This window comes from Stenotrophomonas sp. ISL-67, from assembly GCF_018612915.1.
GTDB lineage: Bacteria > Pseudomonadota > Gammaproteobacteria > Xanthomonadales > Xanthomonadaceae > Stenotrophomonas.
On record NZ_JAGGRL010000006.1, the window covers coordinates 186,131 to 199,487 of the forward strand.

Below are 13,357 nucleotides of genomic sequence, written 5' to 3' on the forward strand. Positions count from 1 at the left end.
ATGTCAGGCAACTATAGTCGACTGGCCCCAGACGATGCGATTCGGGTCGAACTCAAGCGTATCCAGCGTTTCACTCCGCCAACCCACGCCGACGATGGCAATCGGACTTTGGGTGATTCCGTCAAGGTCGAACACCGCTTCAGTATCCACGTCATTGATGGCCGCGGTTACGAAGGCGGCCATGCCACGCTCGGTGGCCGCCATGTAAATTGCCTGCGAGATATGCCCGACGTCCAGCAGCAGGGCCCGGTAGGCCTTGGAGTGGTTGCGGTACTTCCAGTATGTACGTGCATAACGAGGTACCAACACCAGGTGCACGGCGGCGTCGGCGAACCAGTCCTGCCCGGAAAGCATGGCGTTGGCCACCTCCTGGAGTGGGCGACCGCACTGGCGTGGCAGTGCCACCAGTGCATGCTCCACGGGATGATAGTGATAAAGACCCGGTTCCAGTCCCTCCACGCGCTGTATCAGCAGATAGGTCTCGGTGGCATGAAGACCGCCGCCTGATGGAACATTCTTCTTTAGAAACTCGGTGTCGGCTTCCACCCGTACGACCGCCTGGGCCTTCACCGTGCGGTGGAGTAGCTGCGCGAGCAGCTCGCGCGACATACTGCGTTGGACGTCGAAATTGCGACAGGTCGTGCGACGTTCAAGCATCCGGTCGTACTCGGTCGCTTCCACTGCGGGCAATGCTTGATAGCGGCCTGGCTGGGTCTGCACCGCCGGCGGCGGTGCACCCAGCTGCTGTCGCAGGTCCTGCGCGGTGACCATGTTGCTCTCGCGCATCTGCGCGGCGCTGTCCACCCCGCTCCAGCGGCCGTGGCGGTGTGCCAGGGCGGCCAGCGGCCACCAGTGTCCGTCACGCATGCTTTCGTCACGGCGGCGGTGCTCTGCGTGTTCGTCGCCGTCCGATATCAGTAGTCCCGCCCCCAGCAAGGCTTGCCAGTCTGCCTGCGTGGCAGCCACTTCGCTCGCGTCCTTCCAATGACGGGAACTGAGCGAACCGAGCAGCTCACGCTGCGCGACACTCACCGGTACGGACTGGTCCAGGTGTGCGGCAAGGGCCAGCCAAGTGGTTTGGGTGGTCACCTCTGCACGTCCGGCAAGAATGGCCTGAAGGCCGAGGCTGACCTCCTCCCTCGGTTCGAACATGACGGTGGTGCAACGGCGCAGTTTCATCTCGGAATAACCTTGGAAGGGCGGGGACATTCTAGGACGCACGCCAGGCGATGCGATGACCGTGTCCGGTAATCGACCCAACCTGCGTTCTGCGGGGGACCGCAGATTCACCTGGATGCCCGGGGCTACATTAGCTGTCGCCCCGGCCGATATACCTGATTCAACCTGGAGGACTGAACGCAATGAGCAGTGACAAGCCGGAAACGAACAAGATCTCCCCTGAAATCGCGGCGCGGCTGGTTGGCAGGCTGATCGAGGACCCCGCTTTCCGGGAGCTGTTCCAGAAGGATGCGGCCAAGGCACTGGCCGAAATTGGCGTCAATGTGGACGCTCAGCCTGAGTGCTGCGATATCCAGCAGCTGGCCAGCGTGGATGAACTTCGCGCAGTGCAGGCACAGCTGGAGCAGTACTTGAGCACCTCATTGCAGGCGATGTTCGTGCCCCACTGCTTCGAGGCAGGCAAGGCCGCCGACTCGCTGGAATGAGTACGCCGCCAGCCTGCGTCTGGTTTACTGGGGACGCAGGCTGGCGTCGGCAAGCGTGTCGCGCACGCTCAGCGGCTGCATCAGCTGCATCGCCGCCGGTTCGGTAAACGCCTGTCCCCGATGGTCGAATAGCCATTCGTTCTGATTCTGGAACCCTTCCACATTATCCAGCCGGCGTTGCGCGTCGCGCAGCACCACCCGTGCCTGGACCGGTTCGGTTCCATCCAGGATCGGCCGCAGCAGGGCCTCGGCTTTGGCGGGCTGGTTCCTGCCGAGCTGCTGCATGGCGAGCACAACCGTATGCCACTTATCGATTACCGGACTTTTCTGGGCCGCGATGAGCGGCCCCTGCTCGCGCAGCAGCGCATCGGCGCGCGCGAGGTCGCCCTGGCGCTGTGCGAGATATGCAAGCGATAGCATGCGCAGCACCCGGTCCGACAGATTCGGGTTGGCGGTGTCCTTCAACAACGGAAGCAGCTGGTCGGACACCGCAGTTAGTGCAGCGGGATTCGACCGCTCGCAGGCGGTGTCCACCACCCCCTGCATCAGCAATACATGCGTGCGGAAGTCGACCGATTCGGTCGGAAAGTCTTCGCTGGCCAGGGCATCGGCCATGCCGGTGCAGTCGTCCTGGTCGGCGGCGAGCAGCACGCGGACGCGCTGGTACATGATGGCCTCCAGTTCGTCGCGGGCCTTGGGCAGCTGCGCCATCAGCGCCTGTGCCTCCTTGTAACGGCGCTGGGCTATCAGCACGTCTACCCGTGTGTCGCTGGCGACTCGACCGCTCAGCTGCTCGGACAACTGGAAGCTGCGCAGCGCTTCGTCGTAACGATTGGTACCCAGTTGGCTCCAACCCAGGTATCCGAGAGTGGAGGCGCGCAGGGGAGCCTGCGGTACCGAAGCGGCGCGCGCATAGCGCTCGGCCTCTGCGAAACGGTTATCCAGCAACAAGTACTGGGCGGTGTTTGCCTGCCCGGCAAAGGAGTCAGGATACACCTCCGCCAGCACCCGCCAGTCTTCCAGCGGCCAGCCATCCGGACGCAACCCGCTGCTCCACGCCTTCAGGTATAGGCGCTCGCGGTGCGGCAACCGATCATTAAGCGCCAACGCACGCTGGAGGTGCGGCAGGGCTTCGGCGCGCTGATCCACCCGCACCAGCAGCCTGGCCAGGCCCATGTGGGCCATGGCGAAGTCCGGGTCGGCGTCCAGCGCCGCCTCGTAGAGCTTGGCGGCTTCGGTAAAGCGACGCTGGCCCATCGCGCTTTCGGCCAATGCAAACGACTTCAATGCCTGCAGATTGTCGGTGGAGGCCTGCGGCAACGGCACCGACTGCTGGACCGAGGCCACGGTTTCGCCGAGGCCGGCGCGCAGGCGACCGACCACGTCGTCTACGGCGGCCACCACATCCCCGGGGGACGGTGCGTCGGCGTGGTAGGTGCGCACCACCGCGCGGGTAACCGGATCCATCAGGTCCACGGCCACTACATACTGGCCCCTGGCGCGACGAATGCTGGGTGCCAGCACCATCCGTGCGCCCTCGCGCGACGCCACGTCGCCCGCCAGCTCCCGATCCAACGCATGCTCTGCCGGCACCCGCAGCAGTTCGCGCGATTCCTTCACCTTGCTGGCGGACAGCACGTTGACGTAGCGCGACTGCTCCAGGCCCAGCAGCAGGGCACGCTGCAGGCCGTCGTCGAACAAGGGCTCGCCACTGGCATTGTCGACGTCGGCCAACACCACCCAGTCACGCTCGGCGAAGGCAATGGCCGGTTCGGGACGCAGCAGCATCCAGCCGCCGATGGCGAGCACCGCCAGCAGGCTCAGTTCGGCCGCCAGCGCGACCGGCCTGCGCCAGATGGGCAGCTTTCGCTGCGCCTTGGGATGGGCCTTGGGCATGCGCAGCGGCGCGAAACCCGGTTCGCCGACCTCGAATACCTCCTGCGCAGCGGGAATACCCTTGAACAGCCAGGGGCCGTGCGAGCGCCACTGCAACTGCGCAGCGCGCTCGCCCAGCTCGCTGCTGGCACGCCGGGTCAGCGACTCGGCCACCGAGGACAGCAGGATCTGCCCGGGCCGCGCCAGACCCATCAGTCGCGCCGCCATCGGCTTGGCCAGGCCTTCCACTTCCACCGACTTGGACCCGGCCTGGATTGCCTCCGGGCTGTTGTCCCAGATCAGTACTTCGCCCACGTGCAGCCCGGCACGGGCGCGCAGCGTCACATTGCAACGCCGCCCGAGCTGCTGAAGTTCACGCTGGTAGTCCAAGGCAAACCCCAGGCCGTCGATGGCGCGCTCGAACAGCAGGAACAAGCCGTCGGAACGATCGATCAATTGGCCATTCCATTGCTGCTGCAGGGCCAGCACCAACCGGTCATGCTGTTGGAACAACTCGGCCGCCGCGCCATCCCCGATGCGTTCGACCAGGACCAGCGAATCGCACAGATCGGTGAACAGCAATGCCCGCAGCTGCGGGGCCTGGGTCGACGTTCCGGTGTCGCCGTTCATGCGGGTGTTCCGTCAGGGGGTGGCGGTCGCGGCACGCGACCAGTGCAGTCGGTTGCCGCCCAGGCGCTTGGCCTGGTACAGCGCATTATCGGCGTGGGCGTACCAGTCACTCCAGTCGGTGTCCGGCTGCAGCAGGCATACGCCGATGCTGACCGGGCAGACATGTGGCTGGCCGCCAGGCCGACCCATCAGGCCCTGTACCGCGCTGAGGATGAACTCCGCCGCGTGCTGAAGGGTGTCGGGCTCTGCCTCGCGCAGCAGCAGGCAGAATTCGTCGCCGCCCAGCCGGCAGGCGCGGTCGTTTTCGGTGGCCACCGAACGCAGGATGTTGGCTACGCTCTGCAGGACGCGGTCGCCGGCCTGGTGGCCGTGCTCGTCGTTGACCTGCTTGAAGTGGTCGCAGTCGATCAGCAGCAGGCCCTGCGGCGCGCCGTCGCCGTGGTTGCGGCATTCCTGCAGGTACAGCGCCAGGCCGCGGCGGTTGTGCAGGCCGGTCAACTCATCGGTGCGCACCAGCTCGCGGGTGTGGGTGAGCTGGTGGGTGGTGACGTACAGGTTGTCCAGCGCGGTTTCGAGGTCGTGGTTGCGCCGGCGCAGCTGGCGGATCAGGACCTGTTCGTTGCTCACCACGCGCATGATCGTGCGGCGCAGGAAGTAGGCCACCAGGCCCGGGTCGCGGTCGACCAGGCGCTGGAAATCGGTGTGGTCCAGCTCCAGCACCAGCGTTTCGGTGGTGGCGCGGGCATCGGCGCTGCGCGGGTGGTCGCCGATCAGCAGGCCCAGTTCGCCGAAGAATTCATGCTGGCCCAGCGTCTTGACCACCAGGTCCTCGCCGAAATCCAGCTCGATGGCACCGGTGACGATGACATACATGGTGTTGCCGGACTGGTTGCGCAGGAACAGGTGCTCGCCTGCGCGCAGCGGGCGGTGCTGGCCGAATTCAGCGAACAGGGCGAATTCGCCGGCGCTCAGGACGGCGTGCACGATCTCAGCCATCGCGGTCTGGGCGATGCCTGACTCGGATTCGCACACACGTGTGGCCAACTTGCCGGTCATCCCGTACACCCGCTTCCTAGCGTCCCCGGTGAGCGGATGAGGATATCACCCCGTTAAAGAGTGCGCCTCATCACAGTTTTACTTCGGCGCCCGCAATCCAGCCGGCGCCTCGGCCCGTTCTCCCACAACGCGGTTATCGGCCGATTCCGGCCACTCTTTAGTCCGAGGGGCTTGGGCGGACCGTAGCACTTGGCGGTGGCATATAACAGAAGGGCCGCCCCTACAGGGGCGGTCTGGTTCGGTGGGTTCACGGGGAGCCGGCCAACGGCCGGCGCTACCCCGGGTGGTGGCGCCACCCGGCTGCGGCGGTTGCCGCCGGTTCCGGGCGGCTATGCCGCCCGGAACTGCTCTTCTTCGGTGGAACCGGTCAGGGCGGTGGTGGAAGACTGGCCCTGCTGGATGGCCTGGGTGACCGCGTCGAAGTAGCCGGTGCCCACCTCGCGCTGGTGCTTGACCGCGGTGAAGCCGCGGTCGGCGGCTGCAAATTCAGCCTCCTGCAGTTCTACGAAGGCGCTCATCTGGCGGCGGGCGTAGCCGTGGGCCAGGTTGAACATGGAGTAGTTCAGGGCGTGGAAGCCGGCCAGGGTGATGAACTGGAACTTGTAGCCGTAGCTGGCGATTTCCTGCTGGAACCTGGCAATGGTGGCGTCGTCCAGGTTCTTCTTCCAGTTGAAGCTGGGCGAGCAGTTGTAGGCCAGCAGCTTGCCGGGGTACTTCGCATGGATCGCTTCGGCGAACTGGCGGGCGAACGCCAGGTCCGGCTTGCCGGTCTCGCACCACACCAGGTCGGCATAGGGGGCGTAGGCCAGGCCACGGCTGATCGCCTGGTCCAACCCATTGCGGGTGCGGTAGAAGCCTTCCGGGGTGCGCTCGCCGCTGGCGAAGGGCTGGTCGTTGGGGTCGATGTCGCTGGTCAGCAGGTCGGCGGCTTCGGCGTCGGTACGCGCCACCAGCAGGGTGGGCACGCCCAGCACGTCGGCGGCCAGGCGCGCGGCGTTCAACTTTTCGATGGCCTCGCGGGTAGGCACCAGCACCTTGCCACCCATGTGCCCGCACTTCTTCACCGAGGCCAGCTGGTCTTCGAAGTGCACGCCGGCCGCACCGGCTTCGATCATCGCCTTCATCAGCTCGAAGGCGTTGAGCACGCCGCCGAAGCCGGCTTCGGCGTCGGCCACGATCGGCTGCAGGAAGTCGATCTCGTCCTTGCCTTCGGCGTGGTGCAGCTGGTCGGCGCGCAGCAGGGTGTTGTTGATGCGCTTGACCACCGCCGGCACCGAATCGGCCGGGTACAGCGACTGGTCCGGGTACATCTGGCCGGCCAGGTTGGCGTCGGCGGCGACCTGCCAGCCGGACAGGTAGATGGCGTTGAGGCCGGCCTTGACCTGCTGCATGGCCTGGTTGCCGGTCAGTGCGCCCAGCGCGTTGACGAAGTCCTTTTCATGCAGGTACCTCCACAGCTTCTCCGCGCCCAGCCGGGCCAGCGAATGCTCCACGTGCACGGTGCCGCGCAGGCGCACCACGTCGGCGGCGCTGTAGTTGCGCTGGATCCCGGCCCAGCGTGGGTCGGTGTCCCATTCGTGCTGGATCTGTTCGGCGGTTGGCAGCTTGGTCATGGCGGTTCTCCAGGGTGGGTCGGCAGCGGGCAGAGCCCCGCTCTACGGCGGTGGTGGGCGTTCGGAGGTAGAGCCGGGCTCTGCCCGGCTGCTGGGGTCAGGCCAGGCGGTCGTACGCCGGCAACGTCAGGAAATCGGTGAGGTCGTCGCGGCGGCTCAGCTCGCCCAGCAAGGCAATGGCCTCCTCGATACGCGCCCCACCCGGCAGCGCGCTGCGCTCGCCCAACCGTGCCGGCAGCGCAGCCAGGGTGGCGTCCAGCAGCGGCAGGTCGATGGCGGTGCCGTCATCCAGGTGCTGCCCTGGCACGTGCAGCCACTGCCACAGCTGGCTGCGGCTGATCTCGGCGGTGGCCGCGTCTTCCATCAGGTGGTGGATCGGCACGCAGCCGTTGCCGTCCAGCCAGGCGGCCAGGTAGCGCACGCACACTTCCACGTTGCCCTCGAAACCGGCGCGGGTGATGGTGCCGGTGGGCGCCGCGATCAGCTCGTCGCGGCCCACCCGCACATCGCGGCGCAGCACCGCGTGCTGGTTCGGGCCCGGCATGTGCGCGTCGAAGATCGCCTGCGCCACCGGAATCAGCGCCGGGTGCGCCACCCAGGTGCCATCGTGGCCGGCGGTGACTTCACGCAGCTTGTCGGCGCGCACCCGTGCCATGGCCTGTTCGTTGGCGGCGGCGTCGTGGTTGATCGGTATCTGCGCGGCCATGCCGCCCATCGCATGCGCGCCGCGGCGGTGGCAGGTCTGGATCAGCCGTTCCGAATAGGCCTTCAGGAACGGCTGGGTCATGGTCACCTGGCCGCGTTCGGGTAGCACCTTGTCGGCGTGCGCGCGGAAGGTCTTGATGTACGAAAAAATATAATCCCAGCGTCCGCAGTTCAGGCCGACGATGCGATCTCGCAGCGCGTGCAGGATTTCGTCCATTTCGAACACCGCCGGCAACGTTTCGATCAGCACGGTGACCTTGATCTGGCCGTGCGGCAGACCAAGCATGCCTTCGATATGCGACAGCGCGGTCTCCCACAGCGCGGCCTCTTCCATCGACTGCAGCTTGGGCAGGTAGAAGTACGGGCCGCGCTGGCGGCACATCAGGGTGCGGGCGTTGTGGAAGGCGAACACCGCTGCGTCGAACAGGCCACCGGCCAGCGGCTGGCCATCGATGCGCACGTGCTTCTCATCCAGGTGCCAGCCGCGCGGGCGCACGATCAGCACCGCCTGCTCATCCAGCGGGCGCAGCGCGTACTGTTTGCCCGGTCTGCCGTCCACGCCGGGCGCGGTATGGGTCAGGTCGCCACGCACCGCGCCGATCAGCGCCTGCTGGCCGGCCAACAGGTTGCGCCAGGCCGGGGCGGTGGAATCCTCGAAGTCGGCCATGAACACCTTGGCGCCGGAGTTCAGCGCGTTGATGACCATCTTCGGGTCGGTAGGGCCGGTGATCTCGACACGGCGGTCCTGCAGGGCGTCCGGAATCGCTGCCACGCGCCAGTCCTCGCTGCGGATCGCAGCGGTGTCGGTACGGAAGTCCGGCAGGCCGCCGCCGTCGAAGAACGCCTGGCGCTCGCGGCGCGCCTGCAGGCGGCGCTGGCGTTCGGGTTCCACCGCGCGGTGCAGCGACACCAGCAGCGCCAGTACCCCCGCCGGCAGCAGGGCCGACTGGCCGGCGAGCTGGGTGGTCAGGGCAATCCCCGGGGTGGCCGGGGCATCGGCCGGGGTGGGCTGGGCGGTGGCGAAGGCGGCGACAGCGGACATGTCCAACTCCTGCGTTGCGGGTGATGCCACCGTGCGCCGGAGTGTGGTATTTGACAAAACAGTAATCGCAATGCTTTACATAAGCAAAACTTATATTCGTTACGCCATGCCCACACCGCGACCGCCAAGTCCGCGTTTTTCCTACAAGTCTGACCGGCTCAAACCGCTGCGGGCGTTCTGCCAGACGGTGCGGCTGGGCTCAGTCTCACGTGCGGCTGAGGCGCTGTTCGTCAGCCAGCCGGCGATCAGCCAGCAGTTGCAGGCGCTGGAACGCGAATTGGGGGTGGGCTTGTTCGAGCGCAGCGGACGGCGCCTGGTGCCCAGCCGCGAGGGCCAGCTGCTGTTCGAGATGGCCCAGCCGCTGGTGGAAAGCCTGGACGGGCTGGAGGCCAGCTTCCGTGACAAGGTCAAAGGCCTGGACGCGGGCGAGCTCAACATTGCCGCCAACAGTTCGACCATTCTGTACCTGCTGCCGCGGATCGTGGAACGCTTCCGCCAGCGCCACCCGGATGTGCGCCTGACCCTGCACAATGCGATCAGCGCCGACGGCACCGACCTGCTGCGCAGCGACGCGGCCGATCTGGCGGTGGGCTCGATGACCGAGGTGCCAGCCGACCTGAGCTATGCGCCGGCCTACCGGTTCGAGCAGGTGCTGATCGCCCCGCCCGACCACCCGCTGGCCACCGCGCCCGAACTGACCCTGCAGGCGATTTCGGCCTACCCGCTGGTGCTGCCCCCGAAACGACAGATCACCTACCGGCTGGTGGACCAGGTGTTTCAGCGCCAGCGCGTGCCCTACACGGTGGCGCTGGAGGTCGGCGGCTGGGAGGTGATCAAGCAGTACGTGGCGATGGGCATGGGCATTTCGATCGTGCCGGCGCTGTGCCTCAACGATGCCGACCGCGGCCGGCTGGTGACGCGCTCGATGAGCGCCTGGTTCCCCGAGCGCAGCTACGGGGTGATCGTGCGCCGGGGCCGCTTCCTGTCGCCGCAGGCACGCGCCTTCATCGAGCTGATCCAGCCGGACCTGTTCAGTCCGCGCAGCTATGATGAAAGCGGTCATTCCGAACGCTGACGCACTGCCATGTCGATTGAACTGCGCCACCTGCGCTACTTCCTGGCAGTGGCCGATACGCTGCACTTCGGGCGTGCGGCCGAGCGGCTGGGCATGTCGCAGCCACCGCTCAGCCAGCAGATCCGCCAGCTGGAAACGCTGCTGGGCGCGCGCCTGTTCCTGCGCAGCAACCGCCGGGTGGAACTCACCGAAGCCGGCCGGGTGCTGCAGGCGCAGGCCACCGAGGCATTGGCGCGGGTGGACCAGGCCATCGAACTCACCCAGCGCGCGCAGCGCGGCGAAACCGGCGAGCTGCGTATCGGGTTGACCCGTGCCACGCCGTTGTCCACGCAGATTCCGCGCGCGATCTTCGCCTACCGCCAGCAGTTCCCGCAGGTGCAGTTGAAGCTGCGCGAAATGAACACGCTGCAGCAGATCGATGCGCTGGTAGCCAATGAGCTGGACGTGGGGCTGATCCGCAAGCGTGCGCTGCCCGCACCGCTGACCTCGCGCAAACTGTTCAGCGACCCGTTGGCGCTGGTGGTACATGACCAGCACCCGCTGCTGCGCGGCCTGCCCGAGGGCGCACCGCTGGCGCTGCGCCAGTTCGCGCACGAACCGTTCGTGGGCTTCCTGCGCGAGGTGGGCGCCGGCATCCACGACCACTTCATCGCGCTGTGCCGCAGCGCCGGCTTCACCCCGCGCATCATCCAGGAGGCCGGCGAGGCGTCCACGCTGATCAGCCTGGCCGCGTCAGGCCTGGGTGTCACGGTGCTGCCGGCGTCGTGCAGCCACATCCATGTGGAAGGCGCGCGCTTCGTGCCGCTGAGTGATCGCGCGGCGAGTTCGGAAGTGCATGTGGCCTACCGGCGCGGTGGCCCATCGCCGTTGATCACCCACTTCACCCAGCTGCTGCAGGGCGGCTTCAGCGACTGAGCGCGAGCGCCGCGGGCAGTGGTTGCGCGCGTCGTCCCAGCCGCCAGGCGATGCTGGCACCGATCGCGGTCAGCACGGCAGTGAAGGCGCAGACGCCCCACCAGTCCCAGCGGGTGTAGAACACGCCGCCGGCGGCACCGGCCAGGCTGGACCCCAGGTAGTAGGCGAACAGGTACAGCGCCGAGGCTTCGGCGCGCATCACCCCGGCGCGGCTGCCGACCCAACTGCTGGCCACCGAATGGCCGCCGAAGAAGCCAAACGTGACCAGCGCGATGCCCACCGCCATGCAGCCCAGCCAGGGCAATGCGAGCATGACGATGCCGAGTGCGATCAACGCGTAGCAGATCCCGAGCACGCGGCCACGGCCATGCCGGGTGGCCTGCTGGCCCATCCAGGCCGAGCTGAAGGTCCCCACCAGGTACACGCTGAAGATCAGCCCGACCACGGTCTGGCTGAGCCGGTACGGCGGCGCCAGCAGGTGGTAGCCGAGGTAGTTGTAGAGGGTGACGAACACGCCCATCAGCACGAAGGCGGTGGCGAACAGCCACGGCAGGCCCGGGTCGGCGAACAGCCGGCGCCAGCGCGTGGGCAGTTCACGCAGGCCGCCGCGGCGGCTCTGGAAATGGCGCGACGCGGGCAGCTGCATCCACAGCAGCGCGGTGCTGATGACGGCGATCAGCGAGACCGCGCCAATGCCCCAGCGCCAGCCCCAGTGGTCGGCGACGATGCCGGCGATCAGGCGCCCGCTCATGCCGCCGACCGCATTGCCGCCGATGTACAGGCCCATTGCCAGGCCCAGCGCGCGGCTGTCCATTTCTTCGACCAGGTAGGTCATCGCCACCGCCGGCACGCCGCTGAGCGCGATGCCGAGCAAAGTGCGCAGTACCAGCAGCGTGCTCCAGTCGTCGACCATCGCGCTGGCCGCGGACAGCACGGTGGAGGCGAGCAGGGCGGTAATCATCACCCCCCGGCGCCCGAGCCGGTCCGAGATCAACCCGGCCACCAGCATCGATACCGCCAGCAGACCGGTGCTGAGCGACAGCGCCAGCGCGCTGTTGGCGGCGGACACGCCGAAGTGGCGGCTGAACTCCGGCAGCAGCGGCTGCACGGTGTAGAGCAGGCCGAAGGTGGAGAAACCGGCCAGGAACAGCGCCACGGCCGTGCGCCGGAACGCGGGGGTGCCCTGCTCGATGTGCTGGGAGGGGGTGGACGGGTGGTGGGTGGAACTGCGCTCGGGCAGCGCTGCGGTGTCGCCGTTCATTGCGTCTGGGCCCGTGGGGGCGGGCCGGTGCGTAAGGATCAGCGCTCAGGATAGGCAGCGGGTACAGGTCGATCCATAACCTGACGGGTCTGGATTGAGATGTTTTACGTATCAATCCAGGTTTACGAGGGCCGGCCAACGGCCGGCGCTACCAGTGAGCGACGGTCCCGGTTGGCCGTGGGCCGGGCAGAGCCCGGCGCTACGGCGGCGTTGCGGTGCCCGGCGGATCATGCTGCGGGCGACCTCGTAGCGCCGGGCTCTGCCCGGCCGCTCTTCGCGTCAACCTCAGAGCGCCTGCCAGGTGAATCCCTCGCCGCGCCGGTAATACACGCGCGCCGCCTTGCCATACAGGGCGTTCGCCTCGACCAACCCGAAGTAGCGTCCATCAGCGCTGTTGCCGCGATGGTCGCCCAGCATCAGCACCTTGCCGGCCGGTACGGTCAGGCCGGCGATGTCCGGGCCACCGCCCTGCCCCAGGTCGAGCTGGGCCAGGGTGCGGCCGAAGTCTTCCACCTCATCGGTGCCAGCCTGTGCCAGCGGCTGGCCGTTGATGCTCAGGTGACCCTCGCGCAGCTCCACACGGTCGCCGCCAACGGCAGCGATGCGTTTGATCAGGCGGGTGCCGTCCTGCGGCGAATCGAACACGGCTACGTCGCCGCGCTGCGGCTGGCCGGTATGCAGCAGCTCCACGCCGGTGAACGGCAGGCGCAGGCCATAGGCGCGCATGTCCACCACCACGCGGTCGCCGGGCATCAGGGTGTACTGCATGGAACCGCTGGGCACCTGGTAGTGGTTGGCCAGGCTGTCGCGCGCGGCGGCGAGCAGGCCGAGCATGACCAGCAGCGGCAGGGCTTCCTTTTTCAGCCAGTGGAGCAGGCCTTTGGGGGCTTCGGCGGCGGGGGCGACCTGGGGCATGGGGCGTTCCTTGCGGTGAGAGAAAGGTGTGACCAGCTGCATGGCCCTGAGTTCCCCGCGTGACGACCAACGGTCGTGCCACCTCACCCTTGAAAGCTACACGTTGTTTACGCCCGGGCGCCCGGAACGGCATGGATGCTTTATACCCCACGCGCGCATCGTAGCGACACCGCGCCCCGGGCGCTTTGTCGAGATGTTCCATGGCCATCCTGTTGATCCGGCAACCATCGCCGGAGCCTCTCCCGGCACCGGTCGAGCTGGCCGGGCATGCGGTGCACTGCCAGCACTGCGCCACCCTTCCCGCGCTGGTGCAGTGCCTGCGGGAGGCACGACACACCGCGCCGGACTGGGTGTTGATTGAACCGGCCGACGCCGATCCATCGCAGTGGGCCGAGCATGGGCATGCGCTGTGCGCGGCGCTGGATGCGCTGTCGGCGCCCTACATCGAAATGGCGGCCAACGACGACGGCGGGTTGGATGCGCACCTGCATCCGCAGCATGCGCCAGCAGCCACGGTGGTATGCAGCAGCGGACGCGCCGACGCCTGCCGCTTGTCGCTGGCGATTGCCGAGCGCCGGCTGCTGTCCGCGGCCGGGAGGGCGTGAG

11 protein-coding genes are annotated in these 13,357 nt (G+C 67.4%); 4 read left to right on the forward strand and 7 right to left on the reverse strand.

Annotated elements, in window-relative coordinates:
• Window positions 1-3: 3 nt before the first annotated feature.
• Entirely contained in the window at window positions 4-1,179 is a 1,176-nt protein-coding gene (locus J7J08_RS08580) for a putative peptide maturation dehydrogenase (RefSeq protein WP_214903972.1), read from the reverse strand.
• 182 nt (window positions 1,180-1,361) lie between these two features.
• Here J7J08_RS08580 and J7J08_RS08585 point away from each other — a divergent pair, with 182 nt between their 5' ends.
• Window positions 1,362-1,664 carry an NHLP-related RiPP peptide gene (locus tag J7J08_RS08585; protein ID WP_214903975.1) on the forward strand — a complete coding sequence of 101 codons (303 nt, stop codon included), beginning with the start codon at window positions 1,362-1,364 and terminating at the stop codon, window positions 1,662-1,664.
• A 24-nt stretch (window positions 1,665-1,688) separates the two neighbouring features.
• On the opposite strand, the gene J7J08_RS08590 is transcribed toward J7J08_RS08585, so the two are convergent.
• The 4 genes from J7J08_RS08590 to aceB form a co-directional block, all read right to left on the reverse strand.
• Window positions 1,689-4,169: a putative peptide modification system cyclase gene (locus tag J7J08_RS08590; RefSeq protein ID WP_214903978.1), complete on the reverse strand. Its 2,481-nt coding sequence runs from the start codon at window positions 4,167-4,169 to the stop codon at window positions 1,689-1,691.
• A gap of 12 nt (window positions 4,170-4,181) precedes the next feature.
• Window positions 4,182-5,225, reverse strand: a complete 1,044-nt coding sequence (locus tag J7J08_RS08595) for a GGDEF domain-containing protein (RefSeq protein ID WP_214903980.1) — start codon at window positions 5,223-5,225, stop codon at window positions 4,182-4,184.
• 329 nt (window positions 5,226-5,554) lie between these two features.
• A complete protein-coding gene (gene aceA, locus J7J08_RS08600; RefSeq protein ID WP_214903983.1) occupies window positions 5,555-6,838 on the reverse strand; it encodes an isocitrate lyase in 1,284 nt (427 codons plus the stop codon).
• Window positions 6,839-6,935: 97 nt separating this feature from the next.
• Complete coding sequence (aceB, locus tag J7J08_RS08605; RefSeq protein WP_214903986.1) at window positions 6,936-8,585, reverse strand: malate synthase A; 1,650 nt, start codon at window positions 8,583-8,585, stop codon at window positions 6,936-6,938.
• A gap of 106 nt (window positions 8,586-8,691) precedes the next feature.
• Here aceB and J7J08_RS08610 point away from each other — a divergent pair, with 106 nt between their 5' ends.
• Window positions 8,692-9,660: a LysR substrate-binding domain-containing protein gene (locus tag J7J08_RS08610; RefSeq protein ID WP_214903989.1), complete on the forward strand. Its 969-nt coding sequence runs from the start codon at window positions 8,692-8,694 to the stop codon at window positions 9,658-9,660.
• 9 nt (window positions 9,661-9,669) lie between these two features.
• Entirely contained in the window at window positions 9,670-10,575 is a 906-nt protein-coding gene (locus J7J08_RS08615) for a LysR substrate-binding domain-containing protein (RefSeq protein WP_214903992.1), read from the forward strand.
• Here the strand turns inward: J7J08_RS08615 and J7J08_RS08620 are convergent.
• Window positions 10,565-11,836: an MFS transporter gene (locus J7J08_RS08620; protein WP_214903995.1), complete on the reverse strand. Its 1,272-nt coding sequence runs from the start codon at window positions 11,834-11,836 to the stop codon at window positions 10,565-10,567. The genes J7J08_RS08615 and J7J08_RS08620 overlap by 11 nt on opposite strands.
• 285 nt (window positions 11,837-12,121) lie before the next feature.
• Window positions 12,122-12,751, reverse strand: coding sequence for a signal peptidase I (gene lepB / locus J7J08_RS08625; protein ID WP_214903998.1), 630 nt, complete (start codon window positions 12,749-12,751; stop codon window positions 12,122-12,124).
• A 200-nt stretch (window positions 12,752-12,951) separates the two neighbouring features.
• Between lepB and J7J08_RS08630 the strand changes: the two genes are divergently transcribed.
• Window positions 12,952-13,356, forward strand: coding sequence for a hypothetical protein (locus J7J08_RS08630; RefSeq protein ID WP_214904001.1), 405 nt, complete (start codon window positions 12,952-12,954; stop codon window positions 13,354-13,356).
• Window position 13,357: the final 1 nt, after the last annotated feature.